At 67.5% G+C, this 20,238-nt stretch carries 13 protein-coding genes; 7 read left to right on the forward strand and 6 right to left on the reverse strand.

The features are described from left to right. Positions 1 to 55: 55 nt before the first annotated feature. Complete coding sequence (locus AMYHA_RS09475) at positions 56 to 1,675, forward strand: sensor histidine kinase (protein ID WP_034270130.1); 1,620 nt, start codon at positions 56 to 58, stop codon at positions 1,673 to 1,675. Between the two features lie 150 nt (positions 1,676 to 1,825). Here the strand turns inward: AMYHA_RS09475 and AMYHA_RS09480 are convergent, their stop codons facing one another. Beyond that, complete coding sequence (locus AMYHA_RS09480) at positions 1,826 to 2,077, reverse strand: WhiB family transcriptional regulator (RefSeq protein WP_034270132.1); 252 nt, start codon at positions 2,075 to 2,077, stop codon at positions 1,826 to 1,828. A 286-nt stretch (positions 2,078 to 2,363) separates the two neighbouring features. Beyond that, positions 2,364 to 3,290 carry a diacylglycerol/lipid kinase family protein gene (locus AMYHA_RS09485; RefSeq protein WP_034270135.1) on the reverse strand — a complete coding sequence of 309 codons (927 nt, stop codon included), beginning with the start codon at positions 3,288 to 3,290 and terminating at the stop codon, positions 2,364 to 2,366. A 230-nt stretch (positions 3,291 to 3,520) separates the two neighbouring features. Here AMYHA_RS09485 and AMYHA_RS09490 point away from each other — a divergent pair, with 230 nt between their 5' ends. Next, positions 3,521 to 3,976, forward strand: coding sequence for a hypothetical protein (locus AMYHA_RS09490; protein WP_231104678.1), 456 nt, complete (start codon positions 3,521 to 3,523; stop codon positions 3,974 to 3,976). Here the strand turns inward: AMYHA_RS09490 and AMYHA_RS09495 are convergent, their stop codons facing one another. Then, positions 3,977 to 4,435, reverse strand: a complete 459-nt coding sequence (locus tag AMYHA_RS09495) for a GNAT family N-acetyltransferase (protein WP_034270137.1) — start codon at positions 4,433 to 4,435, stop codon at positions 3,977 to 3,979. It abuts the gene before it with no gap. Between the two features lie 136 nt (positions 4,436 to 4,571). Between AMYHA_RS09495 and AMYHA_RS09500 the strand changes: the two genes are divergently transcribed. After that, the gene (locus AMYHA_RS09500) at positions 4,572 to 5,063 is read left to right on the forward strand and encodes a hotdog fold domain-containing protein (protein ID WP_034270140.1); all 492 of its coding nucleotides are present in this window, start codon (positions 4,572 to 4,574) and stop codon (positions 5,061 to 5,063) included. Here AMYHA_RS09500 and rfbC read toward each other — a convergent pair. Further along, positions 5,047 to 5,673, reverse strand: coding sequence for a dTDP-4-dehydrorhamnose 3,5-epimerase (gene rfbC, locus AMYHA_RS09505; protein ID WP_034270143.1), 627 nt, complete (start codon positions 5,671 to 5,673; stop codon positions 5,047 to 5,049). The genes AMYHA_RS09500 and rfbC overlap by 17 nt on opposite strands. Positions 5,674 to 6,152: 479 nt before the next feature. On the opposite strand from rfbC, the gene AMYHA_RS09510 reads away from it, so the two are divergent. The 3 genes from AMYHA_RS09510 to AMYHA_RS09520 all read left to right on the forward strand — a co-directional run bounded on the left by AMYHA_RS09510 (position 6,153) and on the right by AMYHA_RS09520 (position 11,441). Then, on the forward strand, positions 6,153 to 7,361 hold the full coding sequence (locus tag AMYHA_RS09510) for an NAD(P)-dependent malic enzyme (protein WP_407919881.1): 1,209 nt from the start codon (positions 6,153 to 6,155) through the stop codon (positions 7,359 to 7,361). Positions 7,362 to 7,842: 481 nt separating this feature from the next. Beyond that, positions 7,843 to 9,363, forward strand: coding sequence for a S8 family peptidase (locus AMYHA_RS09515; protein WP_034276533.1), 1,521 nt, complete (start codon positions 7,843 to 7,845; stop codon positions 9,361 to 9,363). Between the two features lie 560 nt (positions 9,364 to 9,923). After that, complete coding sequence (locus AMYHA_RS09520; RefSeq protein ID WP_084037010.1) at positions 9,924 to 11,441, forward strand: S8 family peptidase; 1,518 nt, start codon at positions 9,924 to 9,926, stop codon at positions 11,439 to 11,441. Positions 11,442 to 11,717: 276 nt separating this feature from the next. Here AMYHA_RS09520 and AMYHA_RS09525 read toward each other — a convergent pair whose 3' ends face one another. Further along, positions 11,718 to 15,482, reverse strand: a complete 3,765-nt coding sequence (locus AMYHA_RS09525; protein ID WP_034270147.1) for a multifunctional oxoglutarate decarboxylase/oxoglutarate dehydrogenase thiamine pyrophosphate-binding subunit/dihydrolipoyllysine-residue succinyltransferase subunit — start codon at positions 15,480 to 15,482, stop codon at positions 11,718 to 11,720. A gap of 226 nt (positions 15,483 to 15,708) precedes the next feature. On the opposite strand from AMYHA_RS09525, the gene AMYHA_RS09530 reads away from it, so the two are divergent. Next, on the forward strand, positions 15,709 to 16,470 hold the full coding sequence (locus AMYHA_RS09530; RefSeq protein WP_051400369.1) for an SIR2 family NAD-dependent protein deacylase: 762 nt from the start codon (positions 15,709 to 15,711) through the stop codon (positions 16,468 to 16,470). Here the strand turns inward: AMYHA_RS09530 and AMYHA_RS09535 are convergent. Further along, a complete protein-coding gene (locus AMYHA_RS09535; RefSeq protein WP_231104941.1) occupies positions 16,438 to 20,235 on the reverse strand; it encodes an ABC transporter ATP-binding protein in 3,798 nt (1,265 codons plus the stop codon). The genes AMYHA_RS09530 and AMYHA_RS09535 overlap by 33 nt on opposite strands. Positions 20,236 to 20,238 lie beyond the last annotated feature (3 nt).

Genomic DNA, 20,238 nt, shown 5'->3' on the forward strand with positions numbered 1-20,238 from the left:
CTGCCATGCGGGCCGCCGACGCCTGCCACGGAGGCGGGGATGGTTTGATGCCAGCATGAGCACGCTCGCCGATTTACTTGCCGAGCACACCAGCCTGTCCGGCGACGCGGCTGACCACCTGCAGACCGTGGTCGCGGAGTGGCAGTTGCTGGCGGACCTGTCGTTCGCGGATTTCCTGTTGTGGGTGCCGATCGACACTGGCGCCAATGACGCCGATGCGCGTGGCACCACGGGCGGGCATGGGACGGCCGCGAGTGGAGCCACTGGCGGGCACGCGATGGGCGCGCATGGCGTCATCGGCGCGCCGGGTAGTGCCGTCGACGACGTCGAGGCGGGCAGCGTCGAGTTCGTCTGCGTGGCTCAGGCGCGCCCGACGACCGGCGCGACCGCGCACCCGGAGGATGTCGTCGGCACCACACTGGCCATCGCGGACTACCCGCAGCTGGTGCGTGCGATCCGCGAGGTGCGCATCTTCCGGGAGGAAGATCCGTACTGGAACCGTGACGTGCCGATCCGTAGGGAGGCCATCCCCGTCTCGTTCGGTGACGAGGTCGTCGCGGTGCTGAGCAGGGAGACCAACCTCACCCTGCCGAGGGTGCCGAGCTCACTCGAAATCGCCTACCTGGCTGGCGCGTCCGATCTGTGCCAGATGATCGTCGACGGCACTTTCCCGAACTCTGAGTCGCTCACCGACGTGCACACCAGTCCCAGGGTCGGGGACGGTTTCGTCCGGCTGGATCCGTCCGGCACCGTCGTCTTCGCCAGCCCGAACGGGCTGTCGGCGTATCACCGGATGGGCTTCGAATCTGAGCTGATCGGCACGCGGCTCGCGCCGCTGACCCGATCGCTGATCGCGGATCCGTTCGACGCCACCGAGGTCTCCCACCGCATCCTGGACGCCCTTGAAGGCCGTCCTGGCAGTCGCACCGAGGCGGAGTCGCGGCCCGGCGCCGTGGTGCTGTTCAGGGCGCTTCCGCTGCGCCCTGCGGGCGTGCCAGCGGGTGCACTGGTGCTCGTCAGGGACGTCACCGAGGTCAAGCGCAGGGACCGCGCGCTGCTGAGCAAGGACGCCACGATCCGGGAGATCCACCACAGGGTGAAGAACAATCTGCAGACCGTGGCGGCGCTGCTGCGGCTGCAGTCACGCCGCACCCACAGCGAGGATGCCCGGCACGCGCTGGAGGATTCGGTGCGTCGTGTCGCCTCGATCGCGCTGGTGCACGAGCGACTGTCGATGTCGGTCGACGAGCGGGTGGACCTGGATCAGTTGCTGGACAAGGTGCTGCCGATGCTCAGCGAAGTGACCACAGCGGAGTCGTCGGTCAAGCTGACGCGAGAAGGCAGCTTCGGCAGTGTCGTCGCGGACATCGCGACACCGCTGGTGATGGTGCTCGCCGAACTGGTGCAGAACGCCGCCGAGCATGCCTTCGACCCGCGTCAGCCCGGCACCGTCACGATCGGCGCGTCTCGGTCGGCGCGCTGGCTCGACGTCACGATCTCGGACGACGGCAGGGGGCTGCCCGCTGACTTTTCCCTCGAACGGGCGGACGGGCTCGGGCTGCAGATCGTGCGGACGCTCGCCGAGTCGGAGCTGCGGGGGGCGCTGTCGGTGCGCGGCCGTGAGCCACAAGGCACCGTGGCCGCACTGCGAATTCCGCTGGCGCGGCGGCCATGACAGTGCCCTGCATGGTCCGACGCATGCCTGATGAATGGCCCCGCGAATGGGCGTGCGGAAATGCCACTAGACAGCAGAAAAACCGGTAGCCGCCTGTGCGGTACCGGTTCTCTGCTGATTCTTGCGGGAGGCTGTCCGAATGCTTTCGGTTCAGGCCGTACGCATGCCAATGTGGGCGCGACGACGCTTGAGCGCACGCCGCTCGTCCTCGCTCATGCCGCCCCAGACGCCGGCGTCCTGGCCACTGGCAAGTGCCCAGGCCAGGCAGTCGGACGCTACGGTGCAGCGGTGGCACACGGCCTTCGCCTCGGCTTCCTGCACCAACGCAGGACCACTTGTTCCCACGGGGAAGAACAGTTCAGGGTCCTCGTCTCGGCAGGCCGCGCGGTGGCGCCAGTCCATTTCTGTGCTCCTTCATGGCGGCGCGGAAAAGCCCGCGCCATGGTCGTCAATGGCGGTCGTTCTTGGGGTGCTTGTGAATGCTTTCACGAACCGCTGTCTTCGGCAAGGGGTTTCGCAAGATCGGTGAGTCAGCTCACCTCGTGGGTCTATGCCTCTGACCTGCGGATTCCAGTGGAAAATGAACTTGTCTCGGGCGACGCCTTGCGGTGAACGGCCATCACTGAGCGACGAGTGGTACTCCGCACTTTGCCCGTGCTGATCAAGCTGGGTGGTGCGGTTCCTACGCTCACACGACGACGGTTAGCGCGTCGGCGACGCTTCGGAACTCGACGCTGGTCCGTTCCCCGACCAGGTCACCATCAACCTGTAAGTTTACCGGCTTTTCCGAGGTCACGCTGACCGAGCGAACGTCGTCCCGCTGCACGAGCCGCTTGCCGGGTTTGCAGCCTGCCGCGCTCAACGCGCGCCGCAGGTAACCGAGCACGCTGATGATGTCGAGACTGCGAGGCGCGAAGACGCCGATTCCCGTTTCGAAGGAGCACCCTGGGTTGAGCCGGATCGGCCGGGACCCGAGGTAGGACCACGGGTCGGCGTTGGAGAGGAACGCGCTGCGCACGGTGGCCGGTTCCTCGTTGTCGACCGTGAGCGTGAGTTCGGGCCTGCTGTGCGCGGGCCAGAAGTAGGACCGCACGGCGACCCTGGTGTAGAGGCCGGGGCCGGCTTCCTTGCCCCTGATTCGGTCAACGCCTGCTATCACGTCGGCGTCCCAGCCCATGCCCGCGCTGAATGTGAACCACCGGTCGTCGGCCGCGCCAAGCCCGATGCGGCGGCTGCGCTCCAGCATGAGCGCCTCGAGCAGCACGTGGGTGGCCTCGACAGGATCGGGTGGATATCCGACGGCGCGGGCGAAGACGTTCGCCGACCCGCCGGGCACGACCGCCAGCATCGGCAGGTCCGCGAACGACACGCGATCGCTGTCGGCTGCGGGCAGCATGCCGTTGACGACCTCGTTCACGGTGCCGTCGCCACCGTGCGCCACGACGAGATCGAGCCCCTCGGCACGGGCAGCGGCCCCGATCTCGGCGGCATGCCCGCGATGGGTCGTCTCGACCACGTCGAGCTTGACCTCGCTGGCCAAGGCGTGGGCGAGGACGTCCCGCCCACCAGGCGTTGTCGCTGTCGCCTGCGGGTTCACGACAAGAACTGCGCGCATACCCGCAGAGTACGGCTCCCTACTCCGGTCGTGTTCACCTCCACCTGATCCCGCTGCTCGGGATCTGTCCGCGTCGGCGACAAGTGCACCCCGGCGACCGCCGGCTCATCGTTGACGACACCACGATCATCGTAGGTTGGCGCCGGTGGGGAAACGTCCGAGTGGGTGGCGCTACCATCGATGTCGCTTACGCTCAGTATCCACAGGGGTCGCAGTGGCAGTGCGGCCAGGTGGACCGTGACGACAGTGAGGACCCGGTGCGGCGCGACGATCTGTTCCTTCCCGCTCCCCGCGAAATCCGCGTCGCCGGAGTGCTGACGACGCTGCCCGGCCTGGCCGCGGTCGTATTCGCCGTGGTGCTCCTGGTGGACGCGCTACTCGGCACGACGGAGACCGCTGGCGGCAACAGCGTCTATGGCCAGGCGTTCTACTACGCGCTGCTCGGCGCGGGCATGGTCACGTGCGGCGTCGGCCTGCTGCTCGGGCATACCTGGGCGCGCACGCCCGCGTTCGTGCTCGCGCTCATCATCGGCGGCGTTGGCTGGTACACGACGGGGCCGTCCGGCCAGCCGCTGTGGGGCGTGCCGATCCTCGCGGTGGCTGTCGTGCTCGTGGTGCTGCTGTTCCGCACGCCGTCTCGGGCCTGGGCGCTGGGGGAGTACCCCGAGGGCGTTGACAGCGAGTAGTCAGCCCTCCGCCAGGGCCGTCAGTGGCTTGTCGGTGAGCCGGTACACCGTCCACTCGTCCATCGCCTCAGCGCCGAGCGACTCGTAGAACTCGATCGCCGGGGTGTTCCAGTTCAGCACCCACCACTCCAGCCGCTGGTAGCCGTGCTGGGCGCACTCCTCTGCCAGGGTCGTCAGCAGCGCCTTGCCGAGTCCGCTGCCGCGTTGTTCCGGCTGGACGTAAAGGTCCTCGAGGTAGATGCCGTGCACGCCGCGCCACGTCGAGAAGTTCAGGAACCACAGCGCGCACCCGACAACGGCGTCGTCGACAACGGCGACGTGTGCGTACAGCGCGGGCCGCTCGCAGAACAACGCGGCGGTGAGCTGCGCGGCGGTGAGGTGACACTCGTCCGGCGCCTTCTCGTAGGCGGCCAGCTCGTGCACCAAGCCCACCACCGCCTCGACGTCGTCCGGCTGCATGCGGCGAATGCGCGGGTCGGGCACCTGCGTCCTCCTTGCGGTCGATATAGGGCGTTGCGATCCATCTAACAGCCGATCCGTGCGGCGTGCGAGTGAAATCTCTGGCAATCTACTCGCGAGTAGTTAGGAGCTGGTCATGGTTGAGACAACGCGAGAGACCCCCACCCCGCCCACGCTGGCGCTGTGGCGGAAGCTGACGAGCAAGCCGGGCGGCAAGCGGCTGTTCTCCACGGCCATCTCGCTGAAAGTGCCCTACTTCGGCACCGTGCTGCCCACGGTGCAGGCGCTGGAACCGGGCCGGTGCGAGGTCACCGCGCCGAAGTGGTTCGGCGTCTACAACCACATCAAGACCTTCCACGCCATCGCGACGTGCAACCTCGCTGAGATCGCCATGGGCATGCTCGCCGAGGCCACCGTGCCGGTGACGCATCGCTGGCTGCCGAAGGGCATGACCGTCAGCTACGTCGCGAAGGCCGAGACCGGCCTGCGCGCGGTCGCCGAGTTGCCGGAGATCCCCGAGTTCGGTGCCGAGGGTGTCGAGCTGCCGGTGCCGGTGACGATCTACGACAAGCACGATAAGCCGGTCACCGAGGGCGTCATCACCGTCTGGGTCACGCCGAAGAAGTGACGTCGGACCACTCCGCGCGCAGCTCCTCGTAGCGGGCCACACAGTGCTTGTAGTCCGGCAGGATGCCGGCGTCGGCCGCTTCGGCCAGCGTGGGCGCCGCGGTGTCCTTGCCGGAGAGCACGGGGTCCAGCTCGGCGGGCCAGGGCAAGCCGAGCGCTTCGTCGAGCGGGTTGACGCCGTGCTCCGCACCGGGGTTGTAGCCCGTGGAGCACAGGTAGCTCATCACGGTGTCGTCGGTGAGGGCGACGAAGCCGTGGCCGATGCCCTCGGAGATGTAGACGGCGCGAAACGACTCGGCGTCCAGCCGAACGGCGTCCCACTGGCCGAACGTCGGTGAGCCGGCCCGGACGTCAACGACGACATCAAGCAGCGCGCCGCGCGGGCAGTAGACGTACTTGGCCTGGCCAGGCGGTGTGTCGGCGAAATGGATACCCCGAATCACGCCGCGTCGTGACACGCTGTGGTTGGTTTGCTCGACCCGCAGTCCATGACCGGTCGCCTCCCGCAGCGCCGTCCCTTGGAACGGCGCGACGAACAGACCGCGGTCGTCGGGGAACGTGCGCGGCGTGAAGACGTACGCGTCGGGCACCGCGAGCTCACTAACCTGCATAGTTGCACTCTCGCATGCCACCGGGCCAGCGTGGACGGGTGTGGGGTACGCCGAGGGGACTACGGCGTGGGCACGTGAAAGGTCGAGAGGGCGAGAGGGCGATCGAGTGGGAGACCACTGAGGGGTCGAGTGAGAGATCACTGACACAACCCGATGGCGGCGCGGCAACTGCTTGCCCGACCTGTCACACTAGGAGTAACCACGCTGTCCGCTGCCGCTGCGGTGCACCCTGAAGCGAGCGGCGAAGCCGGACATCGCGCCCTGTGACGCCGGTGCCACCGCACCCTTCCAGCGCGCTCAGGTACGGGCTAAACGTGCGGCGAAACGTGATGTCGCCCGAAGTGCGGCTAGCCCGGACCAGGCTCGGAAATGCCATGAGACGATGAACCGATCCCGTCGCGCGAAAGGTCCACGCCGGGTTCGGACGCGACAAGGCAGGACTGAGGAATGACTGCGGTCCATCGAATACCGAGAACACGATGACAGGAACCACGATGAACGACCTGGCCAGCTCAGCCACCGTCCCCGCGACAACTCCGGTGACCAACGAAGAGATCTTCGTAGGCCACGAGGGTGGCAAGCTGTCCGTAGGCGCGACGCGGCCGATTTCGGACCCGCGCGAGTTGTCGATCGCTTACACGCCGGGTGTCGCCAAGGTCAGCACCGCGATCGCCGAGGATGCCTCGCTCGCCGCGCGCTACACCTGGGCTAGTCGGCTCGTGGTTGTCGTCAGCGACGGCACGGCCGTGCTCGGTCTCGGTGACATCGGGGCGAGCGCGTCATTGCCCGTGATGGAAGGCAAGTCGGTTCTGTTCAAAACCTTTGGCGGGCTCGACTCGATCCCGCTGGTGCTCGACACCACCGACGTGGACGAGATCGTCGAGACGCTGGTGCGGCTGCGGCCGTCGTACGGCGCGGTCAACTTGGAGGACATCGCGGCGCCGCGGTGCTTTGAGCTGGAGGACAAGCTCAAGGACGCGCTCGACTGCCCCGTGATGCACGACGACCAGCACGGCACCGCGATCGTGGTGCTCGCCGCGCTGCGTGGGGCGAACACGGTGCTTGGGCGTGACATCAGCAAGCAGCGCGTGGTGGTCTCCGGTGCCGGTGCGTCCGGCATCGCGTGTACCAGGATCCTGCAGAACGCCGGGGTCGGCGATGTCACGCTGCTGGACTCGAAAGGCATCATTCACGTCGGCAGGCCGGGTCTGTCACCGATCAAGCAGGACATGGCGTGGTCGACCAACCGGGCGGGCCTCTCCGGCGGTATCGCGGAGGCGCTCGATGGCGCCGACGTCTTCCTTGGACTCTCCGGGGCCACCATCGATGGGTCGCTGATCGGCATGATGGCCGACGATCCGATCGTCTTCGCGCTGTCGAATCCCGAGCCCGAGGTGCACCCGGAGGTCGCGTCGAAGTACGCGAGCGTGGTCGCCACCGGGCGCAGCGACTTCCCGAACCAGATCAACAACGTGTTGGCCTTCCCCGGCGTGTTCCGTGGCGCACTGGACGCCGGTGCGCGGGCGATCACCGACAACATGAAGCTCGCCGCCGCCGACGCGATCGCCGCGGTGACCGCGGACGAGCTCGCGGTGGACAAGATCGTGCCGAGCGCGCTCGATCCGAGGGTCGGCCCCGAGGTGGCCGCAGCCGTGGCGAAGGCCGCGACCGCGGACGGCGTCGCGTAAAAGTCAGACCGTCGGTACTAGGCCTTGTGGCCGCACCTCCTGCGGCCACAAGGCCTAGTTGCGTTGTGCCAAATGGAGCAATTCGTATTGTTGTCAACCGAGCAGTGAAGTGCTCGTTGCGAATGTGTTTTGGCGCGGCGAGTCATTGTGCCGCTTCCCGCTGTGACTAGTGCTGATGTTTTAGCAGGTGAAATCGCTCTGGGGGTGGATTTCCGTGCGCGTTAAGCGCCGAGAACAAACTTTTCCTGCTGTGTCCAGAGGTGGATCGGTGGCGGTGATCACTCCCTGTTTCGCTGATCTGTGCGGTCTTAGCGTCTTGGTCAGCGTTCACCCGGACGTGTGTCACCCCTAGAGCGTGTGCCGCCACGGTGCGCGCTTAACCCTGCCTAGGAGGAGATCCATCGTGAGTAAGTCGCCACACTCATGGCGCAGAACCTGGGTCAAGATCGGTGTCGCGGCGACGGCTACCGCACTTGTCGCGATGTCCGGTCAGTCCATCGCCGCCGCGGAACAAGCGGCTGACAAACCACAGATCGTCGGCGCACAGAGCGACAACGCGATCAAGGACAGCTACATCGTCGTGTTCAAAGATGGTGTCTCGGCCAACTCCGCCAACAGCAAGTCGAGAGAGCATTCCCGGCGGTACAACGCGGATGTCACCCACAGGTACACCAGCGCGTTGCGCGGCTATGCGGCCACCATGAATGAGCGTAATGCCAAGCGGGTCGCCGAGGATCCGTCCGTGGCTTACGTCGAGCAGGACCAAACCGTTGGGTTGGCCGGTGATCAGACGAACCCGCCGTCCTGGGGCCTTGACCGGGTCGACCAGCGCGAACTGCCGCTCGATGATCTGTACAGCTATTCCACTAATGCGTCTAATGTGGACGTATACGTCATCGACACCGGTATTCGGATGAGTCATAACGATTTCGAGGGTCGTGCGACGAGTGGCTATGACGCGATCGACGGCGGTGCGGCCGACGACTGCAACGGTCACGGCACCCACGTCGCCGGTACGGTGGGCGGCGCGGCGTATGGCGTGGCCAAGAAGGTCAACCTGGTCGCGGTGCGGGTGCTCGACTGCGACGGCTACGGGTCGTACTCCGGAATCATAGACGGCATCGACTGGGTGACGAACAACGCGAGTGGCCCGTCCGTGACGAACATGAGCCTCGGCGGCAGCGCTTCGAGTGCCATCGACGACGCGGTCCAGAACTCCATCGCTTCCGGCATCACCTACGCGGTGGCGGCTGGTAACTCCGACGACGACGCGTGCGACTATTCGCCGGCACGGGTGCCCGAAGCGCTGACGGTGGGCGCCACCGATTCGTCCGATGAGCGGCCGACCGACTGGCCAAACGGTCAGGGCAGCAATTACGGCACCTGCCTTGACCTGTTCGCGCCTGGCGACGAGATCACGTCGGCGTGGATCGGGTCGGACTCGGATACCAACACCATCTCCGGGACGTCGATGGCGTCGCCGCACGTGGCGGGTGCGGCAGCGCTGTATCTCGCGGACAACACCGGGGCCTCGCCGAGCCAGGTGCATGATGCGATCGTGCACAACGCGACGACGGATGTGGTGATCAATCCAGGCAGTGGTTCACCCAACCGGCTGCTCTACACCGGTTCCGGTAGCACCGACCCGGAGCCGAGCGATTGCACCGGAACCAATGACACCGACGTGAGCATCCCTGACGGTGGGGTCGCCACCAGTGACATCACGATCAGCGATTGTGGCCGCAAGGCGTCCTCGTCGTCGACAATCACCGTGGACATCAAGCACACCTACCGCGGTGACCTGGTGATCGACCTGATCGCGCCGGACGGCACCGCGTACCGGTTGAAGAACTCGGACTACTGGGATTCGGCCGATAACGTGCAGGGCAGCGTCACCCGTGACCTGTCAAGCCACGACGCCGACGGCACCTGGACGTTGCGCGTGGAGGACGTGTACGTGGGCGACACCGGCTACATCGACAGCTGGACGCTCGAACTGTGAGGTGATGTGACGGTTCTTCCCCTGTGACCGCGGACAGAGTCGCGGAGCAAAGACAGAACGTCGGTACTAGGCCCTATGGCCGCACCCAGTGCGACCATAGGGCCTAGTCGTATTGGCTGGATGGCGTAACTCCCTGGCGGTCCTCGGCATCGAGACTGGTGTATCCGAGCTGTGAGTGCGCCGCGACGCCGTGTTCACATTGCGATGCTCTGCCGTGGCATCCCCGCACTCGTGGGGGCATTTCGCAGGTGAACGCGTTGCGCGCGGCGGGAGGCTCGTGGTCGTCGTGTGCTGAGAACGACTTTTTCTGCTGCGTCCATAGGTAGATCGGTGACGATTATCGCTCCCTATTCCGGTGTGTCGGTGCGGTCTTAGCCTCATGACCAGCGTTCACCCGAACGTGATTCACCCCTAGAAGCGGCGTCTAACCAGGACGCTCGCTGACCCTGCCTAGGAGGAGATCCATTGTGAGTAAGTCGCCCCATACGAGGCGCAGAACCTGGGCCAAGATTGGAGTCGTGGCAACGGCTACCGCCCTCGCCGCGCTCTCCGGTCAAGGCATGGCCGCTGCGGAACAAGAATCGAGTAAGCCGCAGATCGCCGGTGCCCAGAACGAAAACGCGATCAAGGGCAGCTACATCGTCGTGTTCAAGGACCGTGTGTCGGCCAGCTCCGTTGGGAACAAGGCGAGGGCGCATTCCCAGCGGTACGGCGCGGACATCACCCACAGGTACACGGGCGCGTTGCGTGGCTACGCCGCGAAAATGAACAAGCGTGCCGCTGAGCGGGTCGCCGACAATTCGGCGGTGGCCTACGTCGAGCAGGACCAGAAGGTTCAGCTGGCCGGTGACCAGACGAACCCGCCGTCCTGGGGTCTTGATCGGGTCGACCAGCGCGATCTGCCGCTCGATGATCTGTACAGCTACTCGACCACGGCGTCCAATGTGGACGCGTACGTGATCGACACCGGCATCCGGATGAGCCACAACGACTTCGGCGGCCGGGCAACCAGTGGATACGACGCGGTCGACGGCGGCAGCGCCGATGACTGCAACGGTCACGGCACGCACGTGGCCGGCACCGTCGGCGGCACGGAGTACGGCGTCGCCAAGGAGGTCAACCTCGTCGCCGTGCGCGTGCTTGACTGCAACGGTTCCGGCTCGAACTCCGGTGTGATCGCCGGTGTCGACTGGGTGACGAACAACGCGAGTGGCCCGTCCGTGGCGAACATGAGTCTCGGTGGCGGTGCCTCCTCTGCGCTGGACGACGCCGTGCGCAACTCCATCAACTCGGGTGTCACCTACGCCGTCGCGTCTGGCAACGGCGACTTCTTCGGGAACCCGCAGGACGCCTGCAACTACTCGCCTGCGCGAGTGGGCGAGGCGCTGACCGTGAACGCGTCCAACAGCTCGGACAGCGCGGCGTCGTTCTCGAACTACGGCAGCTGCACCGACCTGTACGCGCCCGGGGTCGACATCACCTCGGCGTGGATTGGGTCCGATTCGGACACCAACACGATCTCCGGGACGTCGATGGCGTCGCCGCACGTGGCGGGCGCCGCGGCGCTGTACCTCGCGGACAACACCGGGGCGTCACCGAGCACGGTGCACGCCGCGATCGTGGACAATGCCTCCACCGGCAAGATCAGCGGTGTGCCGTCGAGCGACACGCCGAACCGGCTGCTCTACACCGGTACCGGCGATGGTGGCGGCGATCCTGACCCGGACCCGACCGGGTGCACCGCCACCAATGACACCAACGTCAGCATCCCGGACGCGGGCACCGCGACCAGCGACATCACGATCAGCGACTGCGGTCGCAAGGCGTCATCGTCGTCGACGATCACGGTGGACATCAAGCACACCTACCGCGGTGACCTGGTGATCGACCTGATCGCGCCGGACGGCACGGAGTACCGGTTGAAGAACTCCAGCTACTGGGACTCGGCCGACAACGTGCAGGGCAGCGTCAACCGCGACCTGTCCAGCCACGACGCGGATGGCACCTGGACGCTGCGGGTGCGGGACGTCTACTCCTACGACACCGGATACATCGACAGCTGGACGCTCGAACTGTGAGGTTATGAGTAGGTTCCTTCCCACGTGACAACCGCGGGGCGTGCGTACGGCGCACGTCCCGCGGTCGCGTGTGGGCGGGACTCGCGGTGCCGTAACGGGGAACTCGCGGCACAACAACGAGGGACTCGCGGTGGGCGGATGGGCATGAAGAAGCCCCGGCGCCGAGGGGGAGGGAGCGCCGGGGCTGGTGCCGGCCCTGGGGGTCGACCGGCGACGAGCGAACGATACCGTGCACGCTCGTCACCTGGCTAGTTACCCAGGGAAACGAGAAACGTCTTACTCGAACGCCTTCGCGAGGATGGCCTTCTGCTCGACCTCGTGCACCCGGGGCGAACCGGCGGACGGCGCCGCCATCGGCCGCCGCGAGACCACCTGCAACGGTTTGTCGAAGGCGTCGGAAACCCGGCGAGGCAGGTTCAGGCCGAAGAATGGCCACGCACCCTGGTTCTCCGGCTCCTCCTGCACCCAGGCGACCTCCTGCGCCGACGAGTACCGTGCCATCGCTTCCCGCAGCTTCTTCTTCGGAAGCGGGTAATACTGCTCGATCCGCACGATCGCCACGTCGTTCGCGCCCCGCTGAGCCCGCTCGGCCGCCAGCTCCCAGTAGAGCTTGCCCGAGGTGAGCAGCACCTTGCGCACCGCACTAGGTTCGACCTCGGCGTCATCGATCACCGAGAGGAACTTCGATCCCTCGGTGAAGTCCTCGACGTTCGAGGTGGCCGCCTTGTTGCGCAGCATCGACTTCGGCGTGAAGACGATGATCGGGCGGTCGACGCCGTCCAGCGCGTGCCTGCGCAGCATGTGGAAGTAGTTCGCGGGGGTCGATGGCACCGCCACCGTCATCGAGCCCTCCGCGCACAGCGACAGGAACCGCTCGATGCGCCCGGACGTGTGGTCCGGGCCCTGGCCCTCGTGGCCGTGCGGCAGCAGCAGCACCAGCGGCGAGAGCTGGCCCCACTTGGCCTCACCGGATGAGATGTACTCGTCGATGATGGTCTGCGCGCCGTTGACGAAGTCGCCGAACTGCGCCTCCCACAGCACCAGTGCGCGCGGCTGCGCCACCGAGTAGCCGTACTCGAAGCCGACGGCGGCGAACTCGGACAGCGCCGAGTTGTAGACCATCACCCGGCCCTGTTCCTCGGCGAGGTGCTGCAGCGGGGCGTGCTCCCTGCCGGTCTCGCGGTCGATCAGCACCGAGTGCCGCTGGGTGAACGTGCCGCGCTGCGAATCCTGGCCGGACAGGCGCACCAGCTTGCCCTCCATCGCGAGCGAGCCGAACGCGAGCAGTTCCGCGAACGCCCAGTCGATGCCGCCCTCGCGGGACATCTTGTGCCTGCGCTGCAGCACCGGCTTGACCCTTGGGTGCGGCGTGAAGCCCTCCGGCAGGTTGACGAAGGCGTCGCCGATGTGGTGCAGCGTCTCGGTGCTGATCGCGGTCGGCACCTGCGCTGGCACCTGCTGGTGCTCCTCAACCGACGGGCTCGCCTTGATCGGGTGTTTCTCCAGCTCGCGCACCTCGTTGAAGACGTGCTCCAGCTGACTGGAGAAGTCACGCAGCGCGGTCTCGGCCTCCTCGACCGAGATGTCGCCGCGGCCGATCAGCGATTCGGTGTAGGTCTTCCGCACGCTGCGCTTGCCGTCGATGATGTCGTACATCGCTGGCTGGGTCATCGACGGGTCGTCGCCCTCGTTGTGACCCCGGCGGCGGTAGCAGATCATGTCGATCACGACGTCCTTGTTGAACGCCTGCCGGTAGTCCACGGCGAGCTTGGCGACCCAGTACGCGGCCTCGGGGTCGTCGCCGTTGACGTGGAAGATCGGCGCCTCGATGATCTTGGCGACATCGGTGGCGTACTGGCTCGACCGCGCGTGCTGCGGCGCGGTGGTGAAGCCGACCTGGTTGTTGATGATGACGTGCACGGTGCCGCCGGTGCGGTAGCCGCGCAGCAGCGCCAGGTTCAGCGTCTCAGCCACGACACCCTGGCCCGCGAACGCCGCGTCGCCGTGCAGCAGCACGGGCAGTACGGTGAAGCCCTCTGAGCCTTTGTTCAGGATGTCCTGCTTGGCGCGCACGATGCCTTCCAGGACAGGATCGACCGCCTCCAGGTGCGATGGGTTGGCGGTCAGCGACACCTTGGTCTCGCCGTCACCGAACATCCTGAAGTACTTGCCCTCGGCGCCGAGGTGGTACTTCACATCGCCAGAGCCGTGCGCCTGGCCGGGGTCGAGGTTGCCCTCGAACTCCTGGAAGATCTGCGAGATCGGCTTGCCGACGATGTTGGCCAGCACGTTGAGGCGGCCCCGGTGCGGCATGCCGATGACGACCTCGTCCAGCTCGTGCTCTGCCGCCTTGTCCAGCACGGTGTCCAGCAGCGGGATCACCGTCTCGCTGCCCTCGAGTGAGAACCGCTTCTGCCCGACGTACTTCGTCTGCAGGAACGTCTCGAATGCCTCGGCCGCGTTGAGCTTGGAGAGAATGTACTTCTGTTCCGACGTCGGCGGCTTGGAGTGCTTGATCTCGATCCGGTCCTGCAGCCAGCGCCGCTCCTCTGGATCGATGATGTGGGTGTACTCCACGCCGACGGTGCGGCAGTAGGAGTCTCGCAGCACGCCGAGCACGTCGCGCAGCTTCATCCGCTGCTTGCCCGCGAAGCCACCAACGGCGAACTCGCGGTCAAGGTCCCACAGCGTCAACCCGTGCGAGAGGATGTCCAGGTCCTCGTGGCGGCGCTGCCGGTAGTTCAGCGGGTCGGTGTCGGCCATCAGGTGGCCGCGCATCCGGTACGCCTCGATCAGCTCGATGACCCGTGTGGTCTTGTCGATGTCGCCTTCTGGGATGTCCTGGACCCAGCGCACCGGCTCGTACGGCAGGCGAAGCGAGGTGAAGATGTCGTCGTAGAAGCGGTCCTCGCCGAGCAGCAGCTGGTGGATGCGACGCAGGAACTCGCCCGACTCGGCACCCTGGATGATGCGGTGGTCGTAGGTCGAGGTCAGCGTCATGATCTTGCTGACGCCCATCGTGATCAGGGCCTGCTCGCTGGTGCCCTGATACTGCGCCGGGTACTCCATCGCGCCGACGCCGATGATCGCGCCCTGGTTCGTCTGCAGTCGGGGCACCGAGTGGTTCGTGCCGATGCCGCCAGGGTTGGTCAGCGAGATCGTGGTGCCGGCGAAGTCGTCCGCGGTGAGCTTATTGGTGCGGGCCTTCTTGATGATCTCCTCGTACGCCTGCCAGAACTGCAGGAACGACATGTCCTCGACCTCTTTGATGGAGGCGACGACGAGGTTGCGCTGGCCGTCCTTGCCCTTCATGTCGATGGCGAGGCCGAGGTTGACGTGCTCGGGTGTGACCGCGTGCGGCTTGCCGTCGACAAGCTCGTAGTGGCGGTTCATGTTCGGGTAGTCCCGCAGCGCCCGCACCATCGCGTAGCCGATGAGGTGGGTGAACGAGATCTTGCCGCCGCGCGTCCGCGTCAGGTGGTTGTTGATCACGATGCGGTTGTCCGCCATCAGCTTGGCGGGCACCGCGCGCACGCTGGTCGCGGTCGGCACCGCAAGCGATGCGTCCATGTTCTTGGCGATCGCGGCCGCGGCGCCGCGCAGCGCGGTGCGCTCGGGCTGCCGCTTGTCGGTTGCGGGTGCGCTCTGCGCTGGCTTGGCCTGCTGCGTGGGCTGGGCTGGCTGCTGCGTGGGCTGAGCGGGCGTGGCTTGCTGGGTCTGCTGGGCGGGCTGCTGGGGACGGGGTTGTTGCTGAGGTGCGGCCGGGGCCTGCTGCCGGGGCGCTGGCTGGGGCGTCGGCCTCGGCGCCGGGGTCCCGCCGGTGCCATCGCTGACCGCGGTCGACGCGCCGGTTGCCGTCCCTGCCGCCGCCGTCGATCCGTCTTGGGTGGAGCCGTCACCTGCGCCAGTCGGGGTGAAGTCGGCGAAGAAGTCATGCCACGCGGCATCGACTGACTTGGGATCGTCGAGGTAGCGCTCGTACATCTCCTCGACAAGCCATTCGTTGGGGCCGAATTGTGACGCAGGGCTGCTGCTAGACACGGCTGGGACTCGCCTCTATCCGTCTGTCGTATGGGTGTATCAACCTGTCGCGCTTCCAGGCTAACGCCATCACGCGCGACGAGGTGAGATAAGTTCCCGCCCACCCCGCACGTCATGGTGTGCGAAGCGCGAGGGCCATTCTTCCACTCGTGTGATTGAGTCGTGCGCCGGTCGGGTGTCAACGTGATGTGTCCCGCAACCCGACGTGATTGGCATCATGTTCGGTATGGACTTCGTGGCCAACTCCGACCGGGTGCGAACAGCACAATCGCTGGTCAGCGGCTCGCGACGAGCGGTAGCGCTGACCGGCGCCGGAGTGTCGACCGAATCGGGGATCCCGGACTTCCGCGGCCCCGAGGGTGTGTGGACCCGCGATCCCGATGCGCAGCGGCTGTCGAACATCCACGACTACATGGCCGACCCGGAGTTGCGGCAGCGAAGCTGGCAGGCGCGGTTGCACCACCCCGGCTGGCAGGCGCAGCCGAATGCCGCGCATCACGCGCTGGTGACACTGGCACGTTCCGGCCCGCTGCGAGCGATCGTGACGCAAAACGTCGATGGGTTGCACCAGCGCGCGGGCAGCGACCCTGACTCGGTGATCGAGCTGCATGGCACGCTGTACGAGACGGCGTGCCTGACCTGCGACGAGCGCAGGGGCATGCGGGAAGCGCTCGACCGGGTCGCCGCTGGTGAGACCGATCCGCCGTGCCTGGTCTGCGGCGGCATCCTCAAGTCGGCGACGATCTCGTTCGGTCAGGCGCTCGACCCCGGCGTGCTGTCCCGCGCTCGCACCGAGGTCGAGGCGTGCGACCTGCTACTCGCCGTTGGCAGTTCGCTGAGCGTGCACCCCGCGGCTGGGCTCGTCGGGCTGGCTGCCCGCAACGGCGCTCGGATCGTCGTCTGCAACGCCACCGAAACGCCGTACGACGACGTCGCCGACGTCGTGCTGCGCGGCTCACTCGGTGAGGTGCTGCCCGCGTTGGTGTGATGGCGCGGGGCTGGTCAGGCCGTCGGTGATGCTGCCCGCCGCGTCGTTCGCGCCGTCGCCCAGCCGCCAGAACCGCGCGTACGCGCCGTCCGCGGCGAGCAGTTCGGCGTGCGTTCCCTGCTCGACCAGCCGCCCGCCGTCCAGCACCAGGATGCGGTCAGCCCGCGCCGCCGTCGCCAGCCGGTGTGCCACGACGAACGTCGTCCTGCTGCGAGCCAACTCCTCGGCCGCGGTCAGTACTGCCGTCTCGGTCGCCGGATCCAGCGCGGCCGTCGCCTCGTCGAGCAGCAGGATGTCCGGGTCGACCAGATCGGCGCGGGCGAGCGCGATCAGCTGCCGCTGGCCAGCCGACAGTGACTGCCCGCGCTCGCCGACCTGCTGGTGGAACCCGGACGGCAGCGCGGCGATCGCGTCCAGCGCGCCCACCGCGCGTGCCGCCGCCTCCACCTCGGCGTCGGTCGCGTCGGTACGCGCGTAGCGGATGTTGTCCGCGACGGTTCCGGAGAACAGGTGTGCTTCCTGCGGCACGATGCCCATGCGTGCCCGCAGCGCTGGCAGGTCGTAGTCGCGGACGTCGACGCCGTCGATGCGTACCGTGCCGGACGTCGGGTCGTAGAACCGCGCCAGCAGCTTCATCACGGTCGATTTGCCCGCCCCGGTCGCGCCGACCAGCGCCACCGTCTCGCCCGGCGCGACGTCGAACGACAGCGCGTCCACCGCCGCGGTGTCGGTGCCGGGGTAGGCGAACCGGACGTCCTTGAACTCCACCTCGCCGGACAACCGCTCCGGTGGTGCGACCGGGTCGCTCGGCGGCGGCACCGACGTCGGCGTCGCGAGCAGGTCGCCGATGCGTAGTAATCCGACCTTCGCCTGCTGGTAGCCGTCGAAGACGCTGGACAGCTCCTGGATCGGGGAGAAGAACAGCGACAGGTACAGCAGGAACGCCATCAGCACGCCCGCGGTGAGCGTGCCCGCCGCGACCTGGCCTGCGCCGACGTAGAGCACCACCGCCTCGACCAGCTGTGACAGCAACGCCACGAACGGGAAGTAGGTTGCGATGTAGCGCTGCGCCCGGAGCCGGGTGCGGCGGTAGTCGTCGCTGCGGGAGGCGAACGCTCGCGCCGAGTGCCGCTCCCGGGTGAACGCCTGTGCGGTGCGCAGCCCGGTCACGTTTTCCTGCATGTCGGCATTGACGACGCTGACCCGCTCCCGCGCTTCGGTGTAGGCGCGCGACGAGAGCCGTCTGAACACCGCCGTCGCTGCCAGCAACACCGGCAGCATCGACAGCGCGATCAGCGCCAGCGAGAAGTCGGTCAGCAGCAGCGCGACCGCGATACCGACGATGGTGAGCACGCTGACCACGGCGGTGGCGAGTCCGGTCTGCAGGAACCGCGACAGCGCGTCGACGTCCGTCGTCATGCGCGTCATGATCTTGCCGGACAGTTCCCGTTCATAGTAGTCGAGCCCGAGCCGTTGCAGGTGCGCGTAGCAGCGCACCCGCAGCAGGTACAACACGCTCTCCCCTGCGCGTGCGGTGAGCTTCGTCCGTGCGGCGATGACCACCCAGTCCGCCGCGACGATCACCGCGCCGAGCGCCGCGATGCCGAGCACGACGTCCGCCGCGCCCGCGCTGATGCCGTTGTCGACGCCGTACCGGAACAGCGAGGGCAGCGCGACCGAGGCGAGCGCGTCGGCGGCGACCAGCCCGACGACGACGGCGAGAATCCAGCGCACCGGTCGCAACAGTTTGGTCAGCCGGAAATGCGGGTCGGGTGCGGCCGGGTCCTCCGCGCCCAGGTCTGGCCGGTCGGTGGCGGGCGGCAGCCTGCGCACGGCGTCGATGAGCTCCGGTGTCGGCGGGGTGTCGACCGCGGCGCCCGCGCCCCTGCCCGCGCCAGGCCGCCCCGTGGCTGCCGCGCTGGGCTTCGTTCGCTGCGCCGCGCTGATCGCCAGGGCCGCGGCGTCATTGGCGTCCTCGGTGCCCGTTGTGTCCGGCCAGAGGGTGCGATGAAAGGCTTCTTCCTCGCGTCTGGTGGGCGACAGAAGGCCTTCGTCATACCCCGCGACCAGGCTCTGGAACAACGCCGACCGTGCCAGCAGCTCGGCCTCGGTGCCGACGTCGACCACGCGGCCCTCATCGAGCACGGCGATCCGGTCGGCGAGTGCGAGCGACGACCTGCGGTGCGCGATCAGCAATGTCGTCCGCTGCCCGTGGGTGACCTCGCGCAGCGTCTCGTTGATGGCGGCCTCGGTCGCGGCGTCGACCGCCGACGTCGCGTCGTCCAGCAGCAGCACCCTCGGGTCGGTCAGCAGCGCCCTGGCCAGGCTGAGCCGTTGCCGCTGGCCGCCGGACAGCGTCAGCCCGCGTTCGCCGACCAGGGTGTCGTAGCCGTCAGGCAGCGCCGTGATGAACTCGTGCGCCTGTGAGGCCCGCGCTGCCGCCACGACCTCGGCGTCGGTGGCGTCCGGGCGGCCGTAGGCGATGTTGTCGCGGATCGACGCCGAGAACAGGAACGGCTCCTCGAACACCACCCCGATCGCCGACCGCAGGTCGGCCAGGCGCAGGTCCCGGACGTCGTGCTCCGCGCCGGGTGCGCCGAGCCGCACCGATCCGCCGTGGACGTCGTAGAACCGGGGGAGCAGCAGCGAGATCGTCGACTTGCCGGAGCCCGCTGTGCCGACCAGCGCCACCGTCTCGCCAGGACGCACCGTGAGGCTCAGCCCCTCGAGCACCGGGTCGTCGCGGGTGTAGCCAAACCGGACGTCGTCCAGTCGCACCGACAGCGGGCCGTCCGGCAGGCCGTGCGCGTCAGGCCGGTCCTTCACCTCCGGTTGAGCATCGATCAGTTCGTACACGCGCTCCGCGCCCGCGCGCGTCGTCTGCGCTTGCACCAGCAGGCTGGCCACCATCCGCGCTGGGCCGATCAGCGCAGAAATATAGGCGGCGAACGCGACGAAGGTGCCGAGACTGATCTGGCCATGCAGCGCGAGCATCCCGCCGAGTGCCAGCACCGCTACTTGGCCAGCCGAAGGCAGCGCCGAGGTCGTCGCCGTGGGCACCGCCGCCAGCCGCGCGGCGCGCATCCGCTCCGCGAACAGTCTCGTAGCCGTCTGATTCAGCCGGGACACCTCGCGGGACTCCTGCCCAAAGCCCTTCACCACGCGGACGCCGGTGACCGTCTCCTCGACGTGCTGCGCCACGTCGGCGGCGCGCTGCTGCGCCGTCCACGTCGCGGGGAACAGCCGCCGCCTGCTCACGCCGAGCACGATCGCGACGCCCGGCGCGACGATGAGCGCGATCAGCGTCAGTGTCGGGGACATCCAGAGCATCGCGCCGAGCGCGAGCACGCCGAACACCACCGAGCCCAGCGTCAGCGGTGCCTGCATCAGGATGCCGGTGACCAGCTGCAGGTCGGTGATCGCGCGGGAGACGATCTGTCCGGTGCGCAGCGAGTCCTGCTTGCCGCCGTCCAGCCGCGACACCGCGCCGAACACGCGTTGCCGCAGGTCGTGCTGGACGTCCAGCGCCAGCCTTCCGCCCAGGTACCTGCGGGCGAACGCGCTGCAGAACGTCAGCAGCGCCAGGCCGCCGAGGCCGAGAGCGAGCCAGCCGATACGGCCGGTGTTGCCCGCGACGGCGTCATCGACGGCGAGCTTGATCAGCAGCGGTCCTGCCGCCTGCAGGCCGCCGCCGAGTACGGCCGCGCCGAACGCGAGCAGCACCAGCGCGCGGTGCTGCCAGCACGCGGTGGCCAGCCGCCGGATCCA

This window comes from Haloechinothrix halophila YIM 93223 (genome assembly GCF_000504245.1).
Taxonomy (GTDB): domain Bacteria; phylum Actinomycetota; class Actinomycetes; order Mycobacteriales; family Pseudonocardiaceae; genus Haloechinothrix_A; species Haloechinothrix_A halophila.

Bases quoted from the DNA above. Each gene is read 5' to 3' on its own strand.
- AMYHA_RS09475 (WP_034270130.1), top strand. From the start codon at position 56: ATGAGCACGCTCGCCGATTTACTTGCCGAGCACACCAGCCTGTCCGGC.
- AMYHA_RS09480 (WP_034270132.1), bottom strand. From the start codon at position 2,077: ATGGACTGGCGCCACCGCGCGGCCTGCCGAGACGAGGACCCTGAACTG.
- AMYHA_RS09485 (WP_034270135.1), bottom strand. From the start codon at position 3,290: ATGCGCGCAGTTCTTGTCGTGAACCCGCAGGCGACAGCGACAACGCCT.
- AMYHA_RS09495 (WP_034270137.1), bottom strand. From the start codon at position 4,435: ATGCAGCCGGACGACGTCGAGGCGGTGGTGGGCTTGGTGCACGAGCTG.
- AMYHA_RS09500 (WP_034270140.1), top strand. From the start codon at position 4,572: ATGGTTGAGACAACGCGAGAGACCCCCACCCCGCCCACGCTGGCGCTG.
- rfbC (WP_034270143.1), bottom strand. From the start codon at position 5,673: ATGCAGGTTAGTGAGCTCGCGGTGCCCGACGCGTACGTCTTCACGCCG.
- AMYHA_RS09510 (WP_407919881.1), top strand. From the start codon at position 6,153: ATGACAGGAACCACGATGAACGACCTGGCCAGCTCAGCCACCGTCCCC.
- AMYHA_RS09515 (WP_034276533.1), top strand. From the start codon at position 7,843: ATGTCCGGTCAGTCCATCGCCGCCGCGGAACAAGCGGCTGACAAACCA.
- AMYHA_RS09520 (WP_084037010.1), top strand. From the start codon at position 9,924: ATGGCCGCTGCGGAACAAGAATCGAGTAAGCCGCAGATCGCCGGTGCC.
- AMYHA_RS09530 (WP_051400369.1), top strand. From the start codon at position 15,709: ATGGACTTCGTGGCCAACTCCGACCGGGTGCGAACAGCACAATCGCTG.